This is a genomic window from Vibrio vulnificus NBRC 15645 = ATCC 27562 (assembly GCF_002224265.1).
GTDB classification, from domain to species: Bacteria; Pseudomonadota; Gammaproteobacteria; order Enterobacterales; family Vibrionaceae; genus Vibrio; species Vibrio vulnificus.
Window position 1 is genome coordinate 642549 of record NZ_CP012882.1, and the last position, 18903, is coordinate 661451.

General features: G+C 48.5%; 13 protein-coding genes and 1 pseudogene. 7 read left to right on the top strand and 7 right to left on the bottom strand.

The genetic code is table 11. The annotated features are described in order from the left end of the window. The first annotated feature begins 49 nt into the window (after positions 1-49). From AOT11_RS18545 to lhgO, 3 genes and pseudogenes are all read left to right on the top strand, one after another. A pseudogene (locus AOT11_RS18545) lies at positions 50-1062 on the top strand (TAXI family TRAP transporter solute-binding subunit). A 73-nt stretch (positions 1063-1135) separates the two neighbouring features. Next, a complete protein-coding gene (locus tag AOT11_RS18550) occupies positions 1136-3256 on the top strand; it encodes a TRAP transporter permease (protein WP_026050526.1) in 2121 nt (706 codons plus the stop codon). Between the two features lie 65 nt (positions 3257-3321). After that, complete coding sequence (lhgO, locus tag AOT11_RS18555) at positions 3322-4524, top strand: L-2-hydroxyglutarate oxidase (protein ID WP_017421449.1); 1203 nt, start codon at positions 3322-3324, stop codon at positions 4522-4524. Between the two features lie 184 nt (positions 4525-4708). Here the strand turns inward: lhgO and AOT11_RS18560 are convergent, their stop codons facing one another. Then, on the bottom strand, positions 4709-5056 hold the full coding sequence (locus tag AOT11_RS18560) for a DUF3316 domain-containing protein (protein WP_017421450.1): 348 nt from the start codon (positions 5054-5056) through the stop codon (positions 4709-4711). A 185-nt stretch (positions 5057-5241) separates the two neighbouring features. Further along, positions 5242-6336 (bottom strand): HD-GYP domain-containing protein, encoded by a 1095-nt coding sequence (locus tag AOT11_RS18565; protein ID WP_017421451.1) that lies wholly within the window; start codon positions 6334-6336, stop codon positions 5242-5244. A 113-nt stretch (positions 6337-6449) separates the two neighbouring features. Between AOT11_RS18565 and AOT11_RS18570 the strand changes: the two genes are divergently transcribed. Together AOT11_RS18570 and AOT11_RS18575 are read left to right on the top strand one after the other, a co-directional pair. Beyond that, entirely contained in the window at positions 6450-10445 is a 3996-nt protein-coding gene (locus AOT11_RS18570) for a response regulator (protein WP_017421452.1), read from the top strand. A 120-nt stretch (positions 10446-10565) separates the two neighbouring features. Then, positions 10566-12302 (top strand): methyl-accepting chemotaxis protein, encoded by a 1737-nt coding sequence (locus tag AOT11_RS18575; protein WP_026050527.1) that lies wholly within the window; start codon positions 10566-10568, stop codon positions 12300-12302. Between the two features lie 93 nt (positions 12303-12395). Here the strand turns inward: AOT11_RS18575 and AOT11_RS18580 are convergent, their stop codons facing one another. The 4 genes from AOT11_RS18580 to AOT11_RS18595 form a co-directional block, all read right to left on the bottom strand. After that, the gene (locus AOT11_RS18580; RefSeq protein ID WP_017421454.1) at positions 12396-12728 is read right to left on the bottom strand and encodes a cupin domain-containing protein; all 333 of its coding nucleotides are present in this window, start codon (positions 12726-12728) and stop codon (positions 12396-12398) included. Between the two features lie 30 nt (positions 12729-12758). Continuing rightward, positions 12759-13415 (bottom strand): Qnr family pentapeptide repeat protein, encoded by a 657-nt coding sequence (locus AOT11_RS18585; RefSeq protein WP_017421455.1) that lies wholly within the window; start codon positions 13413-13415, stop codon positions 12759-12761. Between the two features lie 226 nt (positions 13416-13641). Continuing rightward, on the bottom strand, positions 13642-13890 hold the full coding sequence (locus AOT11_RS18590) for a Rho-binding antiterminator (protein ID WP_026050528.1): 249 nt from the start codon (positions 13888-13890) through the stop codon (positions 13642-13644). An 84-nt stretch (positions 13891-13974) separates the two neighbouring features. Then, complete coding sequence (locus tag AOT11_RS18595; RefSeq protein WP_017421457.1) at positions 13975-14961, bottom strand: D-2-hydroxyacid dehydrogenase family protein; 987 nt, start codon at positions 14959-14961, stop codon at positions 13975-13977. 348 nt (positions 14962-15309) lie between these two features. Here AOT11_RS18595 and AOT11_RS18600 point away from each other — a divergent pair, with 348 nt between their 5' ends. Next, the gene (locus AOT11_RS18600; protein ID WP_026050529.1) at positions 15310-17139 is read left to right on the top strand and encodes a M4 family metallopeptidase; all 1830 of its coding nucleotides are present in this window, start codon (positions 15310-15312) and stop codon (positions 17137-17139) included. Between the two features lie 82 nt (positions 17140-17221). On the opposite strand, the gene AOT11_RS18605 is transcribed toward AOT11_RS18600, so the two are convergent. Continuing rightward, complete coding sequence (locus AOT11_RS18605; protein ID WP_017421459.1) at positions 17222-17758, bottom strand: DUF924 family protein; 537 nt, start codon at positions 17756-17758, stop codon at positions 17222-17224. A gap of 138 nt (positions 17759-17896) precedes the next feature. Here AOT11_RS18605 and AOT11_RS18610 point away from each other — a divergent pair, with 138 nt between their 5' ends. Then, positions 17897-18799 (top strand): transglutaminase-like domain-containing protein, encoded by a 903-nt coding sequence (locus tag AOT11_RS18610; RefSeq protein ID WP_017421460.1) that lies wholly within the window; start codon positions 17897-17899, stop codon positions 18797-18799. The last annotated feature ends 104 nt before the right edge of the window (positions 18800-18903 follow it).

The following is an 18903-nucleotide window of genomic DNA, read 5'->3' on the forward strand; positions in this document are numbered from 1 at the left end:
GGGGATAGGTAACAAAACCATAACAACTACCCTACAACGGAGTGTAACCATGAAAAAGAACCTATTGATGAAATCTCTCGCTGTCGCCATGGTCTGTTTCTCGGCCAGCAATGTCGCCGCCGCAGATAACCGCAGCTATATTTTGGCCACGGCCTCGACAGGCGGGACGTATTATCCAGTAGGGGTGGCACTGGCGACGCTAAGCAAAGTGAAGCTTGAGCCTCAATATAAGTTCTCTCTCTCTCTGCGATCAGCTCGGCGGGATCAGGCGAAAACATCAAGCTGATGAACGACAACGAAGCGCAATTCGCCATCCTGCAAGGTCTTTATGGCGCTTGGGCTTCAACCGGTGATGGCCCATACGCGCAAAGCGGCCCGCAAACCAAATTGCGTTCAGTCTCCATGCTGTGGCAAAACGTCGAACACTTTATTGTGCGCAGTGACCTAACCAGCTCTGGTACCGTAGCCGATCTGAACAATATGAAAGATAAGAAGTTTTCTATCGGTACCAAAAATTCAGGCACGGAAAATTCAGGTCGTCAAATTATGTCGGGTTTAGGTGTCAATCCGGATGAGTTCAATTTGGCATACATGGGCTATGGCGCGAGTGCAAGTGCGATGCAAAATGGCACCATCGATGGTATGAACACCCCGGCTGGCGTGCCAGTGGGCGCGGTAACACAAGCATTTGCTGCGTTGGGGAACGATATCCAGCTCCTCTCGTTTACCGATGAGCAAATCAAACAAGCCAACGGCAAATATCAGCTCTGGACCAAATACGTCATCCCAGCCAACACTTACCCAGGTGTGGATAAGCCAGTGACGACCATCGCTCAGCCTAACTTCCTTGCTGTTCGTGATGACATTTCTGACGAAGACGTTTACCAGCTCACCAAAGCGATTTACGAAAACCTTACCTTCTTACAAGGTATCCATAAAGCAACCAAAGCGATGGCGATAGAAAAAGCGATTGCGGGTCTGCCGCTGCCGCTGCACCCAGGTGCGGCTCGTTACTACAAAGAAGTGGGCATCACCATTCCTGATGCTCTGATGAGCAAGTAACCGACTTCGCCCACCAATGAACGTTGGTGGGCGTGAGGCTTGTTATTGTTTCTTGTTCCCTCGGAGTCTGACCATGAGTGATTCTTTACAACAACAGTTGCAGCAGTTTGAGTTACCGACACGAACGGATTTTCCGTGGGTAACCGCCGCCATCACTGGCATTGGAGTGGTGCTTTCCCTGCTGCATATTTGGTTCAACACCTTATCGACCTTGCCAGAGCTGTGGATCTCTGCGACTCATTTTGCCGGCTTTGCGCTGATATGTTTGCTGTGGTACCCGGCGCACGCCAGTTTGAAGCGCAGCCGTATTGCGTTAGCCGTAGATGTGCTGATTGGCATTGCAGCACTGGCGTGTTTGATTTATATCCCCTTTGCGGAAGATGCTTTATACCAGCGTGGTGTGAAATTTGTCGCCTCGGATTGGGTGGTTTCTATTAGCGCAATTTTAATCGCGATTGAGATCATTCGTCGCACCATGGGCTGGTTTATTCCTGTTTTGATCGTCATCTGTTTGAGCTACGTGGTGTGGTGGGGTAAATGGGCGGGCGGCATTTTCCATTTCCCCGGTTTGAGTATGGAAACCCTGCTCTACCGCAGTTTTTTCTCCTCTGAAGGGATGTTTGGTTCGATTTCACGCATCAGTTGGACCTTCGTATTCATGTTCATCCTCTTTGGCGCGTTTTTGGTGAAATCGGGCGTGGGGGATTACATCATCAATGTCTCGCGTGCGGCGGCGGGTAAAATCATCGGTGGCCCCGGTTTTATTGCGGTGTTGGGCTCTGGGCTGATGGGGTCGGTGTCGGGTTCTAGTGTCGCCAATACCGTTTCGACTGGCGTGATCAGTATTCCGCTGATGCAAAAAGCGGGCTTTCCATCGCGCTTTGCCGCGGGGGTAGAAGCCGCGGCGTCAACGGGTGGGCAATTGATGCCTCCGGTGATGGGCGCGGGGGCGTTCATTATGGCCTCTTACACGCAGATTCCTTATGTCGATATTGTCGCGGTGTCATTTGTCCCTGCTTTGATTTACTTTCTGTCGGTGGCGTTTTTCGTGCGCATCGAAGCCAAACGCAGCGGCGTGCAGAAAATCACCACCAGCGATGAATCATTGGGCAAGGTGCTGCTGTCTGGTTGGCACAATCTGATCCCTCTGGCGGTGCTGGTTACCTTATTGGTACAGGGCTTTACTCCAACCTACGCGGCCGGTTTGTCTATCCTTTCGGTGGTGGTGGCGTCTTGGTTCTCGAAAGACCACAAAATGGGGCCCAAAGAGATCATCGATGCACTTGCCCAAGGGGCAAAGAACATGGCGACGACTGCGGTCTTGCTGGTGGGCATTGGTTTGGTGATCAACGTGATCAGCACCACCGGGATTGGCAATACCTTCTCATTGATGATCAACGGTTGGTCGCAGGGAGATTTGTTGATCATGCTAGTGCTGATTGCATTGGCCTCACTGGTGTTGGGCATGGGCCTGCCAGTTACCGCGGCTTACATCGTGTTGGGCACGCTCTCTGCCCCTGCCTTGTATCAATTGATTGCGGAAAACCAGCTGTTGAGCCTGATGTCGGCGGGGCAATTGCCAGAACAAGCGAAAGCGATTTTTATGCTCGCAGCACCCGATAAGCTCGATTTGCTCAATGCCCCGATGGCCATCGAGACCGCGAAAGAGATGCTGGCTTTGGTGCCCGTCGACTTCAAAGAAACCTTACTTCAGCAAAGTTTGGGTATAGAAGCCGTAGGTTTGGCACTTTTAGCCGCACACTTGATTATTTTCTGGCTTTCACAAGACAGCAATGTTACCCCGCCCGTGTGCTTAACCGCGTTTGCCGCCGCCACCATCGCCAAAACACCGCCGATGCGCACCGGGCTTACCGCGTGGAAAATCGCCAAAGGGCTTTATCTCGTGCCACTGCTGATTGCCTATACCGGCTTGGTAAGTTGGGACGTGACCACGGTGCTGGTGACGGGATTCTTCGCCATTTTTGGTACCTATGCCTTGATTGGCGCACTGGAAGGCTATTTAGAAGGCCAAATCAATTGGCTGCTGCGCCTCGCGCTTGCCGCTTCTGGTGCGTTGATGGTGTGGCATGATGTGCCACTTTGGTTACGTGTGGCATCACTCATCATATTCGCCGTCATTTTCGTGTACAGTGGTCGCCAATATCAGGCGCAACAAGCGGCAGCGGTTTCTTAATTCTCCTGCGCTCATCGTTTGAGCGTAGTGCAAATGCGCATCCTGAATGAGAAGGGAGTAGTGAAGTGTACGATTTTATTGTTGTGGGTGGCGGGATTGTTGGGGTCTCAACGGCTTGGCAATTGCAGCAGCGTTATCCAGAAAAATCGGTGTTGTTGGTCGAAAAGGAATCGGGCTTTGCTCGTCATCAAACAGGGCATAACAGTGGCGTGATTCACGCCGGGGTCTACTATGCGCCGGGCAGTCTAAAAGCGGATTTCTGTAAACGTGGCGTGGAAGCCACCAAGGCATTTTGCACCAAGCATCAGATTCCGGTTGAAAACTGTGGCAAGTTGCTGGTGGCGACGACGGCAGCAGAAGTGGAAAGGATGAATGCGCTTTATGAGCGCTGCCATGTGAATGGCATTGAGGTCGAGCTGCTTGATGCGGCGCAATTGAAACTGGCGGAGCCCAATATCGTCGGTTTAGGGGCCATTTATGTGAAGTCCACCAGTATTGTTGATTACCGTTTGGTGACGGAAAAAATGGCGCAAGAACTGGTGGATTTAGGAGGAGAGGTGCGCCTCAACGCTAAGGTGATCGCGCTTGAAGAGCATGCGGATGAAGTGCAAGTTACCTGTGAGTGTGCGGGGGAAACGGTGCAGCTTAACGGGCGCTTTTTGGTGTCCTGTGGTGGGCTGATGGCGGACCGATTGACCAAGATGCTGGGTATTGAGACTGACTTTCAGATCATCCCTTATCGCGGTGAATACTACCGTTTGCCGACTAAACACAACCAAGTGGTGAAACATCTTATTTACCCGATTCCTGATCCGGATTTACCGTTCTTGGGCGTGCATTTAACGCGCATGATCGACGGCTCAGTGACGGTTGGGCCGAATGCGGTGCAAGGTTGGAAACGTGAAGGCTATGGCCGACTCAACTTCAGCATTCACGACACTTGGCAAATGTTGCGCTTTGCTGGGTTTTGGAAGGTCACCAAACAGCACTTTGCTACCGGGGTGAAAGAGTTGATTAACTCTTGGTGGAAGGCGGGGTATCTCAAACTGGTGAACAAGTATTGTCCGATGATCCAAGTTGAAGACTTGCAGCCTTATCCTGCAGGGATTCGTGCCCAAGCGGTGCTCTCGGACGGTTCATTGGTGCATGATTTTCTCTTTGCCGAAAGTCCACGTAGCTTGCATGTGTGCAATGCGCCCTCACCTGCGGCGACATCGGCGATGCCAATTGGAGAGTACATCTGCAATAAAGTTGACGCCAAGCTTTAAGACGAAAATTCAACATCAAGTTTAAAAGAAAGGGGCGCTCAAATGAGTGCCCCTTTGTTGGAATTAGGGACCTAGGACCTAGGAACTAGGAACTAGGAACCTAGGTACGAGGAATGAGTTTCGAGGTACTAGGAACTAGAAATTAGGAAGTAGATGCTAGTTGCTAGAACCTAGAACCTAGAACCTAGCTATTGCTGCTTTCACGGTATTGGTATTGGTAGTCAACATCGACAATCGCGCGGTAAGCCACTTTGCCGCTCTCTTTCGCAAATTCTTCTACTTTCACTTCAATGTCTGAAATTTTCAGTGAATCGTAAACAGGGCGTTGGCTAAATACGGAAAGCTCGTGAGTCAGTTCAGTTGGCGTCATCGCGCGCAGCTCTTGTGCTTTCATTAAACCTGCATCATAGGCCGCTTGTTTGTTTGCGAACGTATCCGTGTGAAGAGACGTTTCGCCGATTTGAGTTTCAACGGATGCGAATGCGGTTGAGCTGAGCATTAACGTGGTAGCAAGCAGAATGGTCTTTTTCATGGTCATCACCTTCTATGGTTGGTGTTATTGTCTACCCAATCCATACTAGAGATTTCTATGTAAAGAATCCGTCAAGCTACGTAAAGAGCTGTCTAGTTACTGCAAAATATTTGTCAGGACGTCAAAAGCGCGTCATGTCATTGGTGCTGTCAATTATTTCATTGATCTATGTTTTGCTTGGTGAATCATTCATCCGCGAATTCGCTGGCGATTTTGATGAACATATCTTCTTGAGCAAGAAAGGCATCGATCACCTCGGGGTCAAAATGTGTCCCGTTGCCTTCGAGAATGATTGAGCGTGTGGCTTCATGGCTCATCGGGTCTTTATACACGCGTTTGCAGCGCAGCGCGTCATACACATCGGCAATCGCCATTAGTCGTGCACTGAGTGGTATTCTTTCTCCCGCATAGCCATTGGGGTAACCAGAACCGTCCCATTTTTCATGATGACCATAAGCAATCTCTTTTGCCGCAGAGATGAGTTCATTTTGCGCGCCGGAGAGTTTCTCCGCTTTCTCTAGAGCCAATAATCCCAACGTGGTGTGAGATTTCATCTCTTCAAATTCTTCTGCGGTGAGCTTGCCAGGTTTGAGTAGAATGGAATCGACAATGCCCACCTTGCCAATGTCATGCAGCGGTGCGGCTTTAAAGTAGGTATCCACTATTTTTGGGGTGAGAAGGGTTTGGTATTTGGGAAGCAACGCCAACTGTTCCGCCAGTAAACGCACATAATGCTGAGTACGCAAAATATGGTTGCCCGTTTCCGGATCGCGCGTTTCCGCCAAACTGGCTAAGGCAAACACCACCGCATCTTGCATGCGGTCAAGCTCGTGTGAACGTTTGAGAGCCTCTTTCTCTAGGTAGCCATTTTGATCGCGCAGAAAATCTTTCGAGCGTTTATTTTGCAGATGGGTTCTCACTCGCGACCGCAGCAGAGGAATACTAACGGGTTTGTGAATATAGTCAGCCGCACCGAGCTCGAAACCAAGTTTTTCATCTTCGGGCGAATCTTTACCCGTCAAAAAGACCACAGGAATGTCTTGAGTTTTGTGATTGGCTCGAATTTTTCTGATCACGTCATAACCCGACAGCTCGGGCATCACGATATCGAGCAGCACTAAATCAATCTCAAACTGCTCTAAGATATGCAACGCCATCTCCCCAGATTTGGCCGCTTTCACGTGGTAGCGACTGGAGAGTCCTTGAGCCATAAACGCCAGATTGTCTGCGGAGTCGTCGACAATCAAAACGGTGCAATCATCCAGATTTTCAATAGGCATATATCAATCCTGAAAAAGTTTTCCTGCAACTTGCTGAACAATAACTAAACTTATCAGTAACTATAGACAAGCATCGATTTATTGCACTGTTACCTTGCAAAAAGGCCCAGCGAATGCGCTCAATTAGAACTTTATTTATGCTGCTGTTTTTGGCGATGGGGATCTGTTCTATTGCCATGTTGTCTGTCACGCAAAAGGTGGCGGATCTTCGAACCCAAAGTCGGGATTATCAGCAAGACCTTCATCGGTTTTACCGTCTTTCTCAAGAGCTCAAGCAAAGCTCAGATCATTTGACTAAGTTTGCACGAGCTTATGTGGTGACCGGAGATGATGACTGGGAAGCGCTGTTCAACAAGGTGTTGGATATTCGTGACGGCAAATTGCCTTTGCCAGTGGGAAATGAATACGAGTATTGGGACCTCGCTGCCAGCTCTGCCGAATATGTTCCACCGTTTACCAGTGAGACAGGCATTCCGCTACTGCAAAGATTACGTGATTCTGGCATCAGCGCCACCGAGTTTTTAGAGCTGAAAAGCGCCTTAATGCTGTCGGATAACTTGGTCAATATTGAGCGTGAAGCGTTTTTAGCGGTAAAGGGATTTAAGTTAGAGCCCGATGGTAAAGAGCTTTATACGGGCAAACCGGATCTGCCTTATGCGCAATCATTGCTGTACGGCAAAGTCTACTTTGAAGAAAAAGCCAAGATCATGAAAGCGATCGGCTCAGCGCATCAAGCGATCGTTCACCGTATTGAAGGTAACATAGAACAAACCGACACTCAGGAGCTGCAATATCAGTATGTGTATCGAGTGTTGGTGGCCATTTTACTCGCATCGATCGTTGTTTCGTTCACGCTGTTGTGGCGTTTGTACATCAGCCCATTGAGTAAGCTACTGCGTACGGTGGTGAATCAAGTGAAAGCGCAAGATTACGCCTTTACGATTACGCAAACCGCGTATGCCGAGCTGCAAAAATTCATCGACAGTTTGAATGTGGTCTTCCACCATATTTCCGAGCAGCTGAGCCAAAACACTTTAGTGAAAGATTTCAACATCGTGTTGCGAACCAGCCAATCGACGCAGTCTTTGTGCCATGAAGTCACCCAGTTTCTGCTTCATCAATTTCCTGTGCAGCAAGTCAGTATTGCGATCTACCGCGATGACAAACTGATTCGTATCGCCGGGGCGGGTTACGACGACACCATCAGCCGTGAGATCAGCGATCAGAGCTCAACGCAGCTGAGCGTGTTGCTGTCCGATAAAGCCTATAGCATGAAATCATTGCAGGGAAAATACACCACGCACGTCAATGGCGGCGTGCTGGAACTGAATGAAATTTACTATTTCCCGTTGTGTGTGAACAAACAGCCGGTGGCGCTATTGGAAATTGGTACGATCGATACGCTTACTCCGTTACAGTATCAATGGTTATCACAGATGCTGGATGATCTTTCTGTGAGTATTCAGCTGAGCCAAAATGTGGAGCTGCAAAGAAAAGCGGAGCAGAAAGTACTGGAACAGTCACAGCTCAATCAAGAAATCCTCAACGCGACCCCCAATCCGATGTACTGCCTCTCAGCGCAAGGCAAGTATTTAACCGTCAATGCCAAATTCAGTGAGTTGACGGGCTTGGCGATGCACGAAATTGTCGGACGCACCCCGATAGAAGTGTTCAGTCAGCAAGAGGCCTCGCATCATTTTACCAAAGTACATCAAGAGCTTAGCCAAGAGCAGTGCAGTAAAAACTATGAGCTGTCGCTGCTTGATAGCCAAGGTGGATGCCGCGATATGTTGGTTTGCGAAGCGTCGTTCAATAATAGCCAAGGTCGTGTTTCTGGGATCGTCGGGATCTTGTTGGATCTCACCGAGCGCAAGCAGATGGAATCAGAACTGCGAGATGCGAAAGACACCGCAGATGCGATGAGCCGAGCGAAAGGGGATTTCCTCGCCAATATGAGTCATGAAATCCGCACCCCGATGAACGCCATCTTAGGCATGGCGCACCTTGCGCTCAATACTGAATTAGACCCTTCCCAACGCAAGTACCTCACACGCATTAATGAGTCCGCGAAGAACTTACTGGGCATCATCAATGACATTCTTGATTTCTCCAAAATTGAGGCGGGCAAACTGAGTGTCGAGTCGATTGATTTCAGCTTGGATGAAGTGTTTGAAAACTTGACCAACGTCATTTCGTTTAAAGCACAGGAAAAAGGCATTGAGTTCTTGTTGGATATCGACCCAAGAGTGCCTGTCGGCTTGGTGGGTGATCCACTTCGTCTTGGCCAAGTGTTGGTGAATTTGTGTGGAAATGCGGTGAAATTTACCGAAAAAGGCGAGATCTTGGTGTCGGTAATGCCGGAGTCGCAATCCAGTGATGATGTGACGCTTCGCTTCTCGGTGAAAGACACTGGCATCGGTATCGATAAAGAGAAAATAGCCGATCTCTTTAACGCTTTCTCACAAGCGGACACCAGCATTACTCGCGAGTTTGGTGGCACAGGGTTAGGGCTCAGCATCAGCAAGCAGTTGGTGGAACTGATGGGCGGGCAGTTGTCGGTCAGCAGCGCAGTCGGTATGGGTTCGACGTTTACCTTTACGATTCACTGCGGTTTGCAAGAAGCGAAAATGCGTGACATTGCTAAACCAATTAGTGGCTTGGCAGGCAAACGTGCCTTGATTGTCGATGATAACGATTCCGCACGAAACATTTTAATGACGCTACTGAGCGCGATGCAATTTGATGCCAAAGCGGTGAGCAATGGCTTCGAAGCCTTAGATGAGCTCCGTCAAAGCACCTTTGATATGGTGTTTGTTGACTGGAACATGCCGGGCATGAACGGGTTAGAGCTGTTGCAAACGGCCCATCAAGAGCGATTACTCGCAGAAACGAAAAACTTCTTGGTGACCGCCTATGGACGCGAAATTTCCATGGATGAAAACAGCAGTAAGCTGGTGGATTCTTTAATCGTCAAACCGGTGAATCCGTCCAATTTGCTAGATGCCATTATGGACAGCTATGGCATTGAACATGTGACACGAAGCAGCACGACCACGACGTTTGAGAAACCGGTGTTTGATGGACAAACCTTGTTGCTGGTGGAAGACAATGAAGTGAACCAAGAAGTGGCGATTGGTCTTCTTAATGGTACAAATCTCAACATTATCACCGCAGATAACGGCAAGTTAGCCATAGAAGCACTCGAGCATCATCCGATTGATCTTGTTTTGATGGACATGCAAATGCCGGTGATGGATGGCATTACCGCCACCAAAGCGATCCGTGAGCGAGCTGAGTGGGCGACATTGCCGATTGTCGCCATGACGGCCAACGCGATGCAAAGCGATGTAGAGCGCTGCCATGACGCGGGCATGAATGACCATGTCGCAAAACCCATCAATGTGCATAATCTTTACCAAGTGCTTTCTCAGTACTTGTCAGCAAGCAATGTCGCTAATGCAGCGAGTCACACCTCGTCATCATGTTCGACCTCGGGTTCACAGAGCAACCCAGATCGGCCAGCCTCTACCGACGAAGACGATTTACCCACCTTATCCGGTATTAATATAAAAGAAGCGATTTTTAACACTGGCGGGAATAAGGAAAGTTATTTGTCGATTTTAAGTCGTTTTTTAGAGATGCAATTGGAAGAGTTGCCTATGTTTAAAGAGGTAGTGGAAAAAGAAGATTGGGATATGGCGGCGCGTATGGCTCATACCCTCAAAGGCGCTGCAGCCAATCTTGGCGTCACTCCCCTTGCTCAGCTGGCAGTAAAAATGGAAAAGAGCATCGATCATCGCAGTAAAACCGTGATTGGCGAGTTGGAATTAGCAGGCGTCGCGCTCGATAAACTGCACGCACAATTATCGGAATGGCAAAAGCGGCATGTCAATGTGAGTGAGCAAGAATGTGGAGAAGCGGCAGAGCTCTACAAACGGCTGGTCGAACTCGTCGAGCAATACGATGTAGCGGCGGTGGATGTAATTAAGCAAGCCAAAGATTGCGATGTGTGGACGGATGAGCAAAAGCAGCTGCTTATCAATGCCATTGAAAGTTTTGAGTTTGAGCAGGCTAAAGAGATGCTGACGGCATTTCCAAAGCCTGAATAAACGGAGAAAAAGCGCAACGACGAAGAGCGAAGCGTTAATGATAACTGGAGGGATGCTGTTCCCTAATTCCCTATAACAACAACGTAGTTGGCAAAGTTAAATTAACAAGGAATGAACAGTATGAATATCAATAGCACGATGAAACTGGTGTTTGGGGTTATTGGCCTTGGCATCGTAATCAGTGTGGTAACGGTGTTGCAGCTTAACGGATTACTGCAAACAGTAAATCAGATGTCGCAGGTCCGTTATCAATCTTACCAAGCTGCGGATGAGCTACGCCAAAGCTCTGATGACCTAACACGTTTAGGACGTACCTATGTGCTGACAGGTGATGAAACCTACGAAAAAATGTACATGGACATCCTTGCCATTCGAAATGGTGACAAACCGAGACCACAAAACTATCACACCATCTACTGGGATTTGGTGTTGAACTATGGGCAAAAACCCAAAGCCGATGGTGCAAGAATCTCATTGCAGAAAATGATGGAAAATCTGGGCTTCACCCAATCTGAGTTTCAACTTCTTAAACAAGCCCAACAAAATTCCGATGCTTTGGTGAACATGGAAGTCAAAGCGATGAATGCGGTGAAAGGGCTCTATCCGGATAGTTCTGGCAACTACACTCGTCGAGCAGAGCCAGATATGGCAATGGCGGCGAAACTCTTACACAGTAAAGAATATCACCAAGAAAAAGCCAAAATCATGGCGCCGATTGATGAGTTTTTTAAAGAGCTGGAAGCGCGAACTAGCCGTCAATTTGAAGCGGCGGCGCATGATGTAAGAACCACGGTGATGATTGGTAATGTGTCCCTCATTGTGGTGTTTGTGATTGCGATCATCGGTTATGTGTTGGTTAACCGCAAAGTGGTAAAACCCATCGACCAAATGGCCAATATTTTGAAAGAGGTCGACGTCAATTCGGATCTGACCTTGCGTGTCGATGACAAGAGCAATAATGAACTTGGCGTTATCGGCACCACCATTAACAAAGTGCTGATCAGCTATGCGAAAACCATCAATAAGATCAATCAGGTGAACGACACCATTTCCAACATTTCGGAAGCGATTCAAAGCATTACGCATAAAAACATCTCTATGGCGGGTCAGCAGAACCAAGAGATGGAGATGGCGGCAACCGCGATGGAAGAGATGACAGCGGCACTTTCGAATGTGGCACAAAGCACCAACATGGCTGAGCAGTATGCGGGCAGTGCAGAGAAAGAGGCTTCCACGAGTAAATCGGTCTTTGATAAAACCACGCGAGAATTCTCGGTGCTTGAAGGGGAGTTCACCAACACCTCGCAGATCATCCAGCAATTGGCGGAAGAGTCCAATAACGTGGGTAACGTGTTGGATGTGATCAAAGCGATTGCCGAACAAACCAACTTACTGGCACTGAATGCGGCGATAGAAGCGGCGCGGGCAGGGGAACAAGGCCGTGGTTTTGCCGTGGTGGCAGACGAAGTGCGTTCGTTGGCACAACGTACCCAAGATTCCACCGGTGAGATTGAAAGCATCATTATGACATTGCAAGAGAAAGCGAAACAGTCAACGTCGACCATTCAAAGCAGTGCCGATAAGATGCAGTCAACGCGATCCAATATGGGGGTTGCTAACGAGGCCTTAGGTACCATTCAAGGTTCTGCGGTTGAAATTCATAAACTGAACACTTCAATTGCGGCAGCAACCGAAGAGCAATTGGCGGTCAGTGATGAAATCTCCAGTAACTTGGCCAATATCAAAAATCTCTCGTCAGAAATGAATGAGGCGATCAATCAACTTGGTCCGATTGTCGTCGACCTGCAACGTAATGTTGACGATCTCAACGGTGTTATTAAACATATTCGTACCTAACCGCATCCCCCCTTTTGCCAATGGTGTGGCGGGTGAGCCAAGCTCGCAAAGGGGGGCTGTTCGTGGAAGCATTCTGTTTACGAGAAAGCCCGTTTATGAAAAAAACACCGCCAACCAAATGGTTTGTTCGCTGGGCGTTGTCCAGCGAACTTTGTGTTTTTGATGGGCCGGAATAAAAAGATGCTCCCCTTTGGTTAAGTGCACGATATTCCCTGCTTCGAATTCAATCTCCCCTTCACCTTGTAAAATCACGACCCACTCATGTTCCTCTTGATCATACCAGCCGGTTTCTGGGGAATGATGTCCGTGGGACACAATGCGTTCAATACGTACATTATCCAGCTTGAGTAAGTCATCAAATTGTTCTTGGGCTAACGAGCTCGGTAAGTTGTCGAAGAGGTTTTGTATCATCAGTGACTCCTTCATCGTCAAAGAATAATCAGCCAGGTACTACAATCAGCCAGGTACTACAATCAGGCCAAACGACTCCAACAGCTGCGCTTGTTGCCAGTCGCATATCTTTGCACCGTGCAGTGACACGCGGCGAACATCCAGCCCATCGAGTTCGATATGGGTTAAGTCACACTCTTCAACAATGAAGCTGCCCCATTGCTCTGGGGAAAATTCGCCACGTGACAAATCAGAGCCTTTGAGACTGGCGCCCGAAAGATTGGCGCCTCGCCAGCGATTTTCAAACAGATCGCACTTTTCTAACATGGCGCGTTCAAAATTACTGTAGTTCAAGTTGCAGCCAGTGATGTAGGCGGAGCAAAAATAGGCTTTATGACTAATGCGATTCGAGAAGTTGGCTTGGCTGAAATTGGCGCCCTTTAAATCGCATTCGCGAAACTCAATGCCGAAACAGTCTGCGCCAGTAAATTGAGTCATTGCCATCATACAGTGCTTAAAACTGGCCTCTCGCAGTTTGGTGTAGCGGAAACTGCACCCTTCTATGGATGACGCTTCGATAAAACGACAATGGATAAACTGGCTGTCGGTGAGATCGGCTCGGTCAAAGCTACACTCAATGAAATGGCAGTGGTCAAAAATGGCTTGCTGCAAATCTTGGTTTGAGAAATCTTCGCGATGGAAGTTTTGCCCTTGGTACTTCATATCAACTCCTTAGTTGAGCCAAGGCTATCATCTTAAGTTATTGAAAATCCACAAAAATAGTTTATTTAAAAACAAGCGCTTACAGGTGGCTTAAATCGCAAAAATAAGGGGGCTAGAAGCGATTCTAACCCCTTTGTTTTTTTGTTTTCCTATGGGCGGACCTAGAAAAAAGTTTTGTTTCTCCTCGCGCGCAAGAGGGCGAATTTCAAAAAGACATCAATGGCCGCTATTGTTCAAACTCAATCTTAGAAAAATGAGGGTTTTCTGTGAGTGCTTGCATCGTTAAAATCATGTCGGTCGGTACCCACAGAGCATCTCCTCCCGTCTCGACTTCCAAGCACTCCTGCTTATGTTCATTAAAGCCAGTATTGACTGGTACGCCAGAGATCTCGCTGCCATCTTTTAACGTGAGGCAAACCCCGATACGGTAGAGACAAGCGATTTCTAAATAGTCATATTGATTGCAACTGATCATTGAGTTTCCTCTAAAGGGTTGGTCTGTGCTTGTCGGTGATCGAGTTCTGTCTGCCAAATAGCCAACAGGCCACCAGTGGTAACGTCACTCAGAGGGGGACAACACTTCTGGATTGACAATATTTTGCGCTTGGCCATGAGCAAACGCCACAATATTGTCGAACGCATAGCGGAAGTATAGCTCATAACTGTTTTTTTCTACGTAGCCGATATGCGGCGTGCACAATACGTTGGGCAAGGCCAGAATAGGTTCTTGCGTCATTGTTGCGGGTTCATGATGATAGACGTCGATGGCTGCGAACTTGTCTGAGCGGCGCTGCATCTCTTGAAACAGAGCACCCGCTTCCACTAACTCGGCTCGGCTGATGTTGACAAACAAACTGCCCGCTTTCATCGCAGCCAAATCAGAAGCTTTGACAATGGCGTGTGTTGCTGCGTTGAGTCGCAAATGCAGCGAGACAATATCACACTGTTGGAAAAACGCTTCTTTGCTGTCAGCGGCGAGAAAGCCATCCTCTTGCGCTTGGCGACGTGAGGACTCACTGCCCCAAATCATCACTTGAAGACCAAAGGCTTTGGCATAGCCCGCGATACGTTGGCCGATTTTGCCATATCCCCAAATGCCAATGGTTTGACCATGCAGCGTTCGACCTAAACGGTGCGTTTGATTTTGTTGCCATTTACCTTGCTGCAGCTGCTGAGCGTAGCTGACTATCTCTCGGCTTGCTGCCATGATCAGTGCCCAGCAAAGCTCTGATGGAGCAATCGGCGAGCCTACGCCTTCTGCCACCGCAACGTTAGCATGATTGCACGCGTGAAGATCCAGATGATTGCTGATTTTTCCTGTTTGGCTAATGAGTTTTAAGTTTGGCAGCTTCGCTAAGAGGGAGGCGGTGATGGCAGTGCGCTCGCGGATTAACACCAAGGCATCAAATTCAGCCAGCGTGCTGGCAAGGATGGCCTCATCGGTTTCTGTGTGGTGAAACACGGTGACCTCAAAGGGAGCGAGTGCCGCAAAGCACTCAAGCTGACGAACTTGATCTTGGTAGTCGTCGAGAATAGCGATTTTCATAGTTACTTCCCACATGCACGTAACATTAATAAATCAAATTTTTAACTTTATTTCTGAGATGACAGTCCCATTTATCTTATTGATAAATCTGCGTAAAAAAGAAAAAGCACAATTTTATTACTAGTGTTTATCATGCTGATTTATAAAATCAAATTAGAAACGAAATCGCAGTGAGATGGATTCTTTGTATAAGATTGCGTCAGAGTTTCTATACAGGGCGTAAAAACATTTTTTTGGTGAAGTTGGCTGGTGGTTATTTTCTGAACCATGGTTGTTGAGCTCGCAGTGTCTACGAGCCTTCGGGAGGAACCCGAAGAGATAAAATACAACATCAATAGGAAATCGATAATGAAACACAACCAACGTCATCGTCTCGGTCTTATGATTGCCGCAGTCATGTGTTCTCTTCCAGCCACCGCTGCAGAAATGGTGTCCGTCTCCGATAGTGCCGTATTGGAACAGGCTTTATCCGTTCAAGCTCGTAGTCTCGCGCCAGTCGAAAATGGCTTCGAGGCGGTTAAAACGATTCAACTGTCGAATGGCAAAACCAAAGTTCGATATCAACAAACCTATTTGGGCCTGCCTGTGTTTGATACTGCCGTTGTCGCGACAGAAGGACGCTCAGGATTGAGTAATGTGCATGGCATCATGGCACAAGGTTTGGCAGCCGATCTGCCTTCTGTGTCGGTGAATCTTGATCAGCAACAAGCCATCGCCCTTGGGAAGCAGCGCCACCAAGCGAAGCATGCCGATGCTCAAGCGCTCAGCACTGAGAATGAAACCGCGCAACTGATGGTGCGCTTAGACGTAAACAACAAAGCTCAACTGGTCTATTTGGTGAGTTTCTTTGTCGCGGAAGAAGAGCCTTCTCGTCCCTTTATGTTCATAGACGCCAACAGTGGCGAGATATTGCAGGTGTGGGATGGCTTAAATCATGCGCAAGCAGACGGTACTGGACCTGGGGGCAACAGCAAAACAGGTCGCTATGAATTTGGTACTGATTACCCAAGCTTTGTCATCGATAAAGTCGGGACGACTTGTACGATGGAAAACAGCGTGGTGAAAACGGTCGATTTACAAAACCGAACTTCGGGCTCAGCCGCGTATAGTTACAACTGTCCAGGAGCCAGCAATTATAACGATCACAAAGCGGCCAATGGCGCGTATTCGCCTCTCAACGATGCACACTACTTCGGCAAAGTGGTGTACGACATGTACAAAGATTGGATGAATACCGCACCACTGACGTTCAAGCTGACGATGCGTGTCCACTACAGCAGCAATTATGAAAATGCCTTTTGGGATGGCTCTGCGATGACGTTTGGCGATGGCGCTTCTACCTTCTATCCGCTGGTGGATATTAACGTCAGTGCCCATGAAGTGAGCCATGGTTTTACTGAGCAAAACTCAGGTCTGATCTACAGCAATATGTCGGGAGGCATGAATGAAGCCTTCTCCGATATTGCGGGTGAAGCGGCAGAGTTCTACATGAAAGGCAGTGTTGATTGGATCGTTGGCGCTGACATCTTCAAGTCGAATGGCGGTTTACGCTATTTCGACCAACCCTCTAAAGATGGCCGCTCCATTGATCACGCATCTCAATACTATGATGGCCTCAATGTGCATCACTCCAGTGGCGTGTATAACCGCGCGTTTTATCTGTTAGCCAATAAAAGTGGTTGGAATGTACGTAAGGGTTTTGAGATTTTCACCTTAGCCAACCAACTGTATTGGACGGCAAACAGTACGTTTGATGCGGGAGCCTGTGGTGTGGTTAAAGCAGCTCAAGACATGGGTTATAACAGCAACGACGTCGCTGATGCGTTTAACCAAGTGGGCGTGAATGCCAGCTGTGGTGTCACGCCGCCAAGCGGTAATGTGTTGAAAAACAACACGCCAGTGAGCAACTTAACGGGCAATAAAGGTTCGGAAGTATTCTATACCTTTACGGTCGATCGTAATGCGACGGCAGTGGTGTCCATTTCTGGCGGCAGTGGCGATGCCGATTTGTATCTCAAAGCGGGCAGCAAACCGACCACAAGCTCTTGGGATTGCCGCCCTTATCGTTACGGCAACAACGAAAGTTGTTCCGTTAGTGCGGCGCCGGGGACCACTTATCACGTGATGATAAAAGGCTACAGCAACTACAGCGGTGTGACGTTAAAGCTTCAATATTGATCTGACGTTAGAGATACCAATATAAGAAGAGGCACCGTCGTGTGCCTCTGTTTTCGTTCCCGTTTTTAATTAGAAACGGTTGCTAGAATCCTGAACTCGGCTGTTTGAGAAATTCCACCTCTTCCGGTGTGCTCTTGCGGCCTAAAATGGCATTGCGGTGAGGGTAGCGGCCGAACTGATCAATAATGGCTTTGTGACGCAGCTCGAAATCGTAGTTATGCTCCAATCCAGGTTGAGCAAATAAGCGCACCGCTTCTTGATGGATGAACGGTGATTCACTGTGCATGTATGGCATGTAGAGAAAGCTTTTCTCTTGGAGTGAAAGTTCACCATCGGCTCCGAGGGCCACAGCTTCCTGAGCGAGAGCCAGCGCCAGCGGATCCTGAGCGAAGGCTTGTGGCGTGCCACGGAAAACATTTCGAGAAAATTGATCGAGCACGATGATCTCTGCCAACCGTCCTTGAGGATGTTGTCGCCATTCTACTAACTCACACTGAGCCGCTTGCAATAAAAGCGAGCGAAACTTTTCAGTGATCACGCGATCGGTATCGTCGCTGCCAGAAAACCAATCTTTCGGTTGTAGCTGTTCAAACCAAAATGTCAGAACCTCACTGTACATGACTCTCTCCTTAATCATTTTTGTCTAAAAAGCGAACTGTAAATAGTTGGTGTTTTTGCTGCGAGGGAGGCCGCAAGAACCGTCACGTGTTAGCGCAACAAGTCCCATATACTAAAAGAAAAACGTAACAGGGACGTTATGGAAACACCGTTGGCGAAATACACGCAACAAAGCTTTTTTACCCACCCCGGCCAATTTCTCAATACAGGACATCCAATACCAGACGATATTGCCGCAATGGTTCGTTTGGTTCAGCATAACCTGATTCATGCCTACTGGCTTGAAAAATATGGCGTCTCCAAGCCATTCAGCGAGCGGTTTGGTGAGATGCAATTGAGAACGGCGCAAGAGATCTTCGCTGAGTTAGCCAAGCGCACTGAAGGGTGGGTATTAGATGACAAACCGGAAGCCAAACGAGTGATTGGTATCTGTCGGGATTTCTCACTACTACTATGCAGCTTGCTGCGTCATCATGGCATTCCTGCGCGGTTGCGCTGTGGTTTTGCTTGTTATCTACGCCGAGGCAAATGGGAAGATCATTGGATTTGCGAGTATTGGCATACCCAGCAGCAACGATGGATTAAGGTTGACCCACAGCTAGATGGCATTCATCAGCAAGTCTTGAAGTTTGACTTTGACCCCCTCGATCTACCCGATGGCATTTTCCTGACGGCAGGAGAGATGTGGCAGGCTGTTCGAGAAGGCAAAGTGGAAGCAAAGCGATGTGGCATTATGCAGCTTCGTGGCACACCCTATCTGAAAGCCAATCTGGTACGCGATTTGTTTGCGTTGACATCAATGGAACTACTGGCTTGGGACTGCGGTTGGGGGATGATAGAGCAACCGATGCATCCTATTGCGTCGGAAAGCGAATGGCAGTTGTTGGATGAACTTGCGCGGATGAGTGCCAACTCGGATAGTGAGATGGCCCGCTATTGCACGCAACATCATCAAGCGATATGCCTGCCCGAGCAATGGTGTTGGAGCCAAGCTCCAACAATAGCCCAGTTGTTTGACCGCGCCAGTGAAGAGCTCTACTGAGAACACTCAGAGGTATCTAGCTATGGAAGCACGCAGTGGCTTTAATTGATGGTTCAGCCAGGTCAGGTTAAAGCAGAGAGCGAGCGTGAGTGGTGTTTGAAACA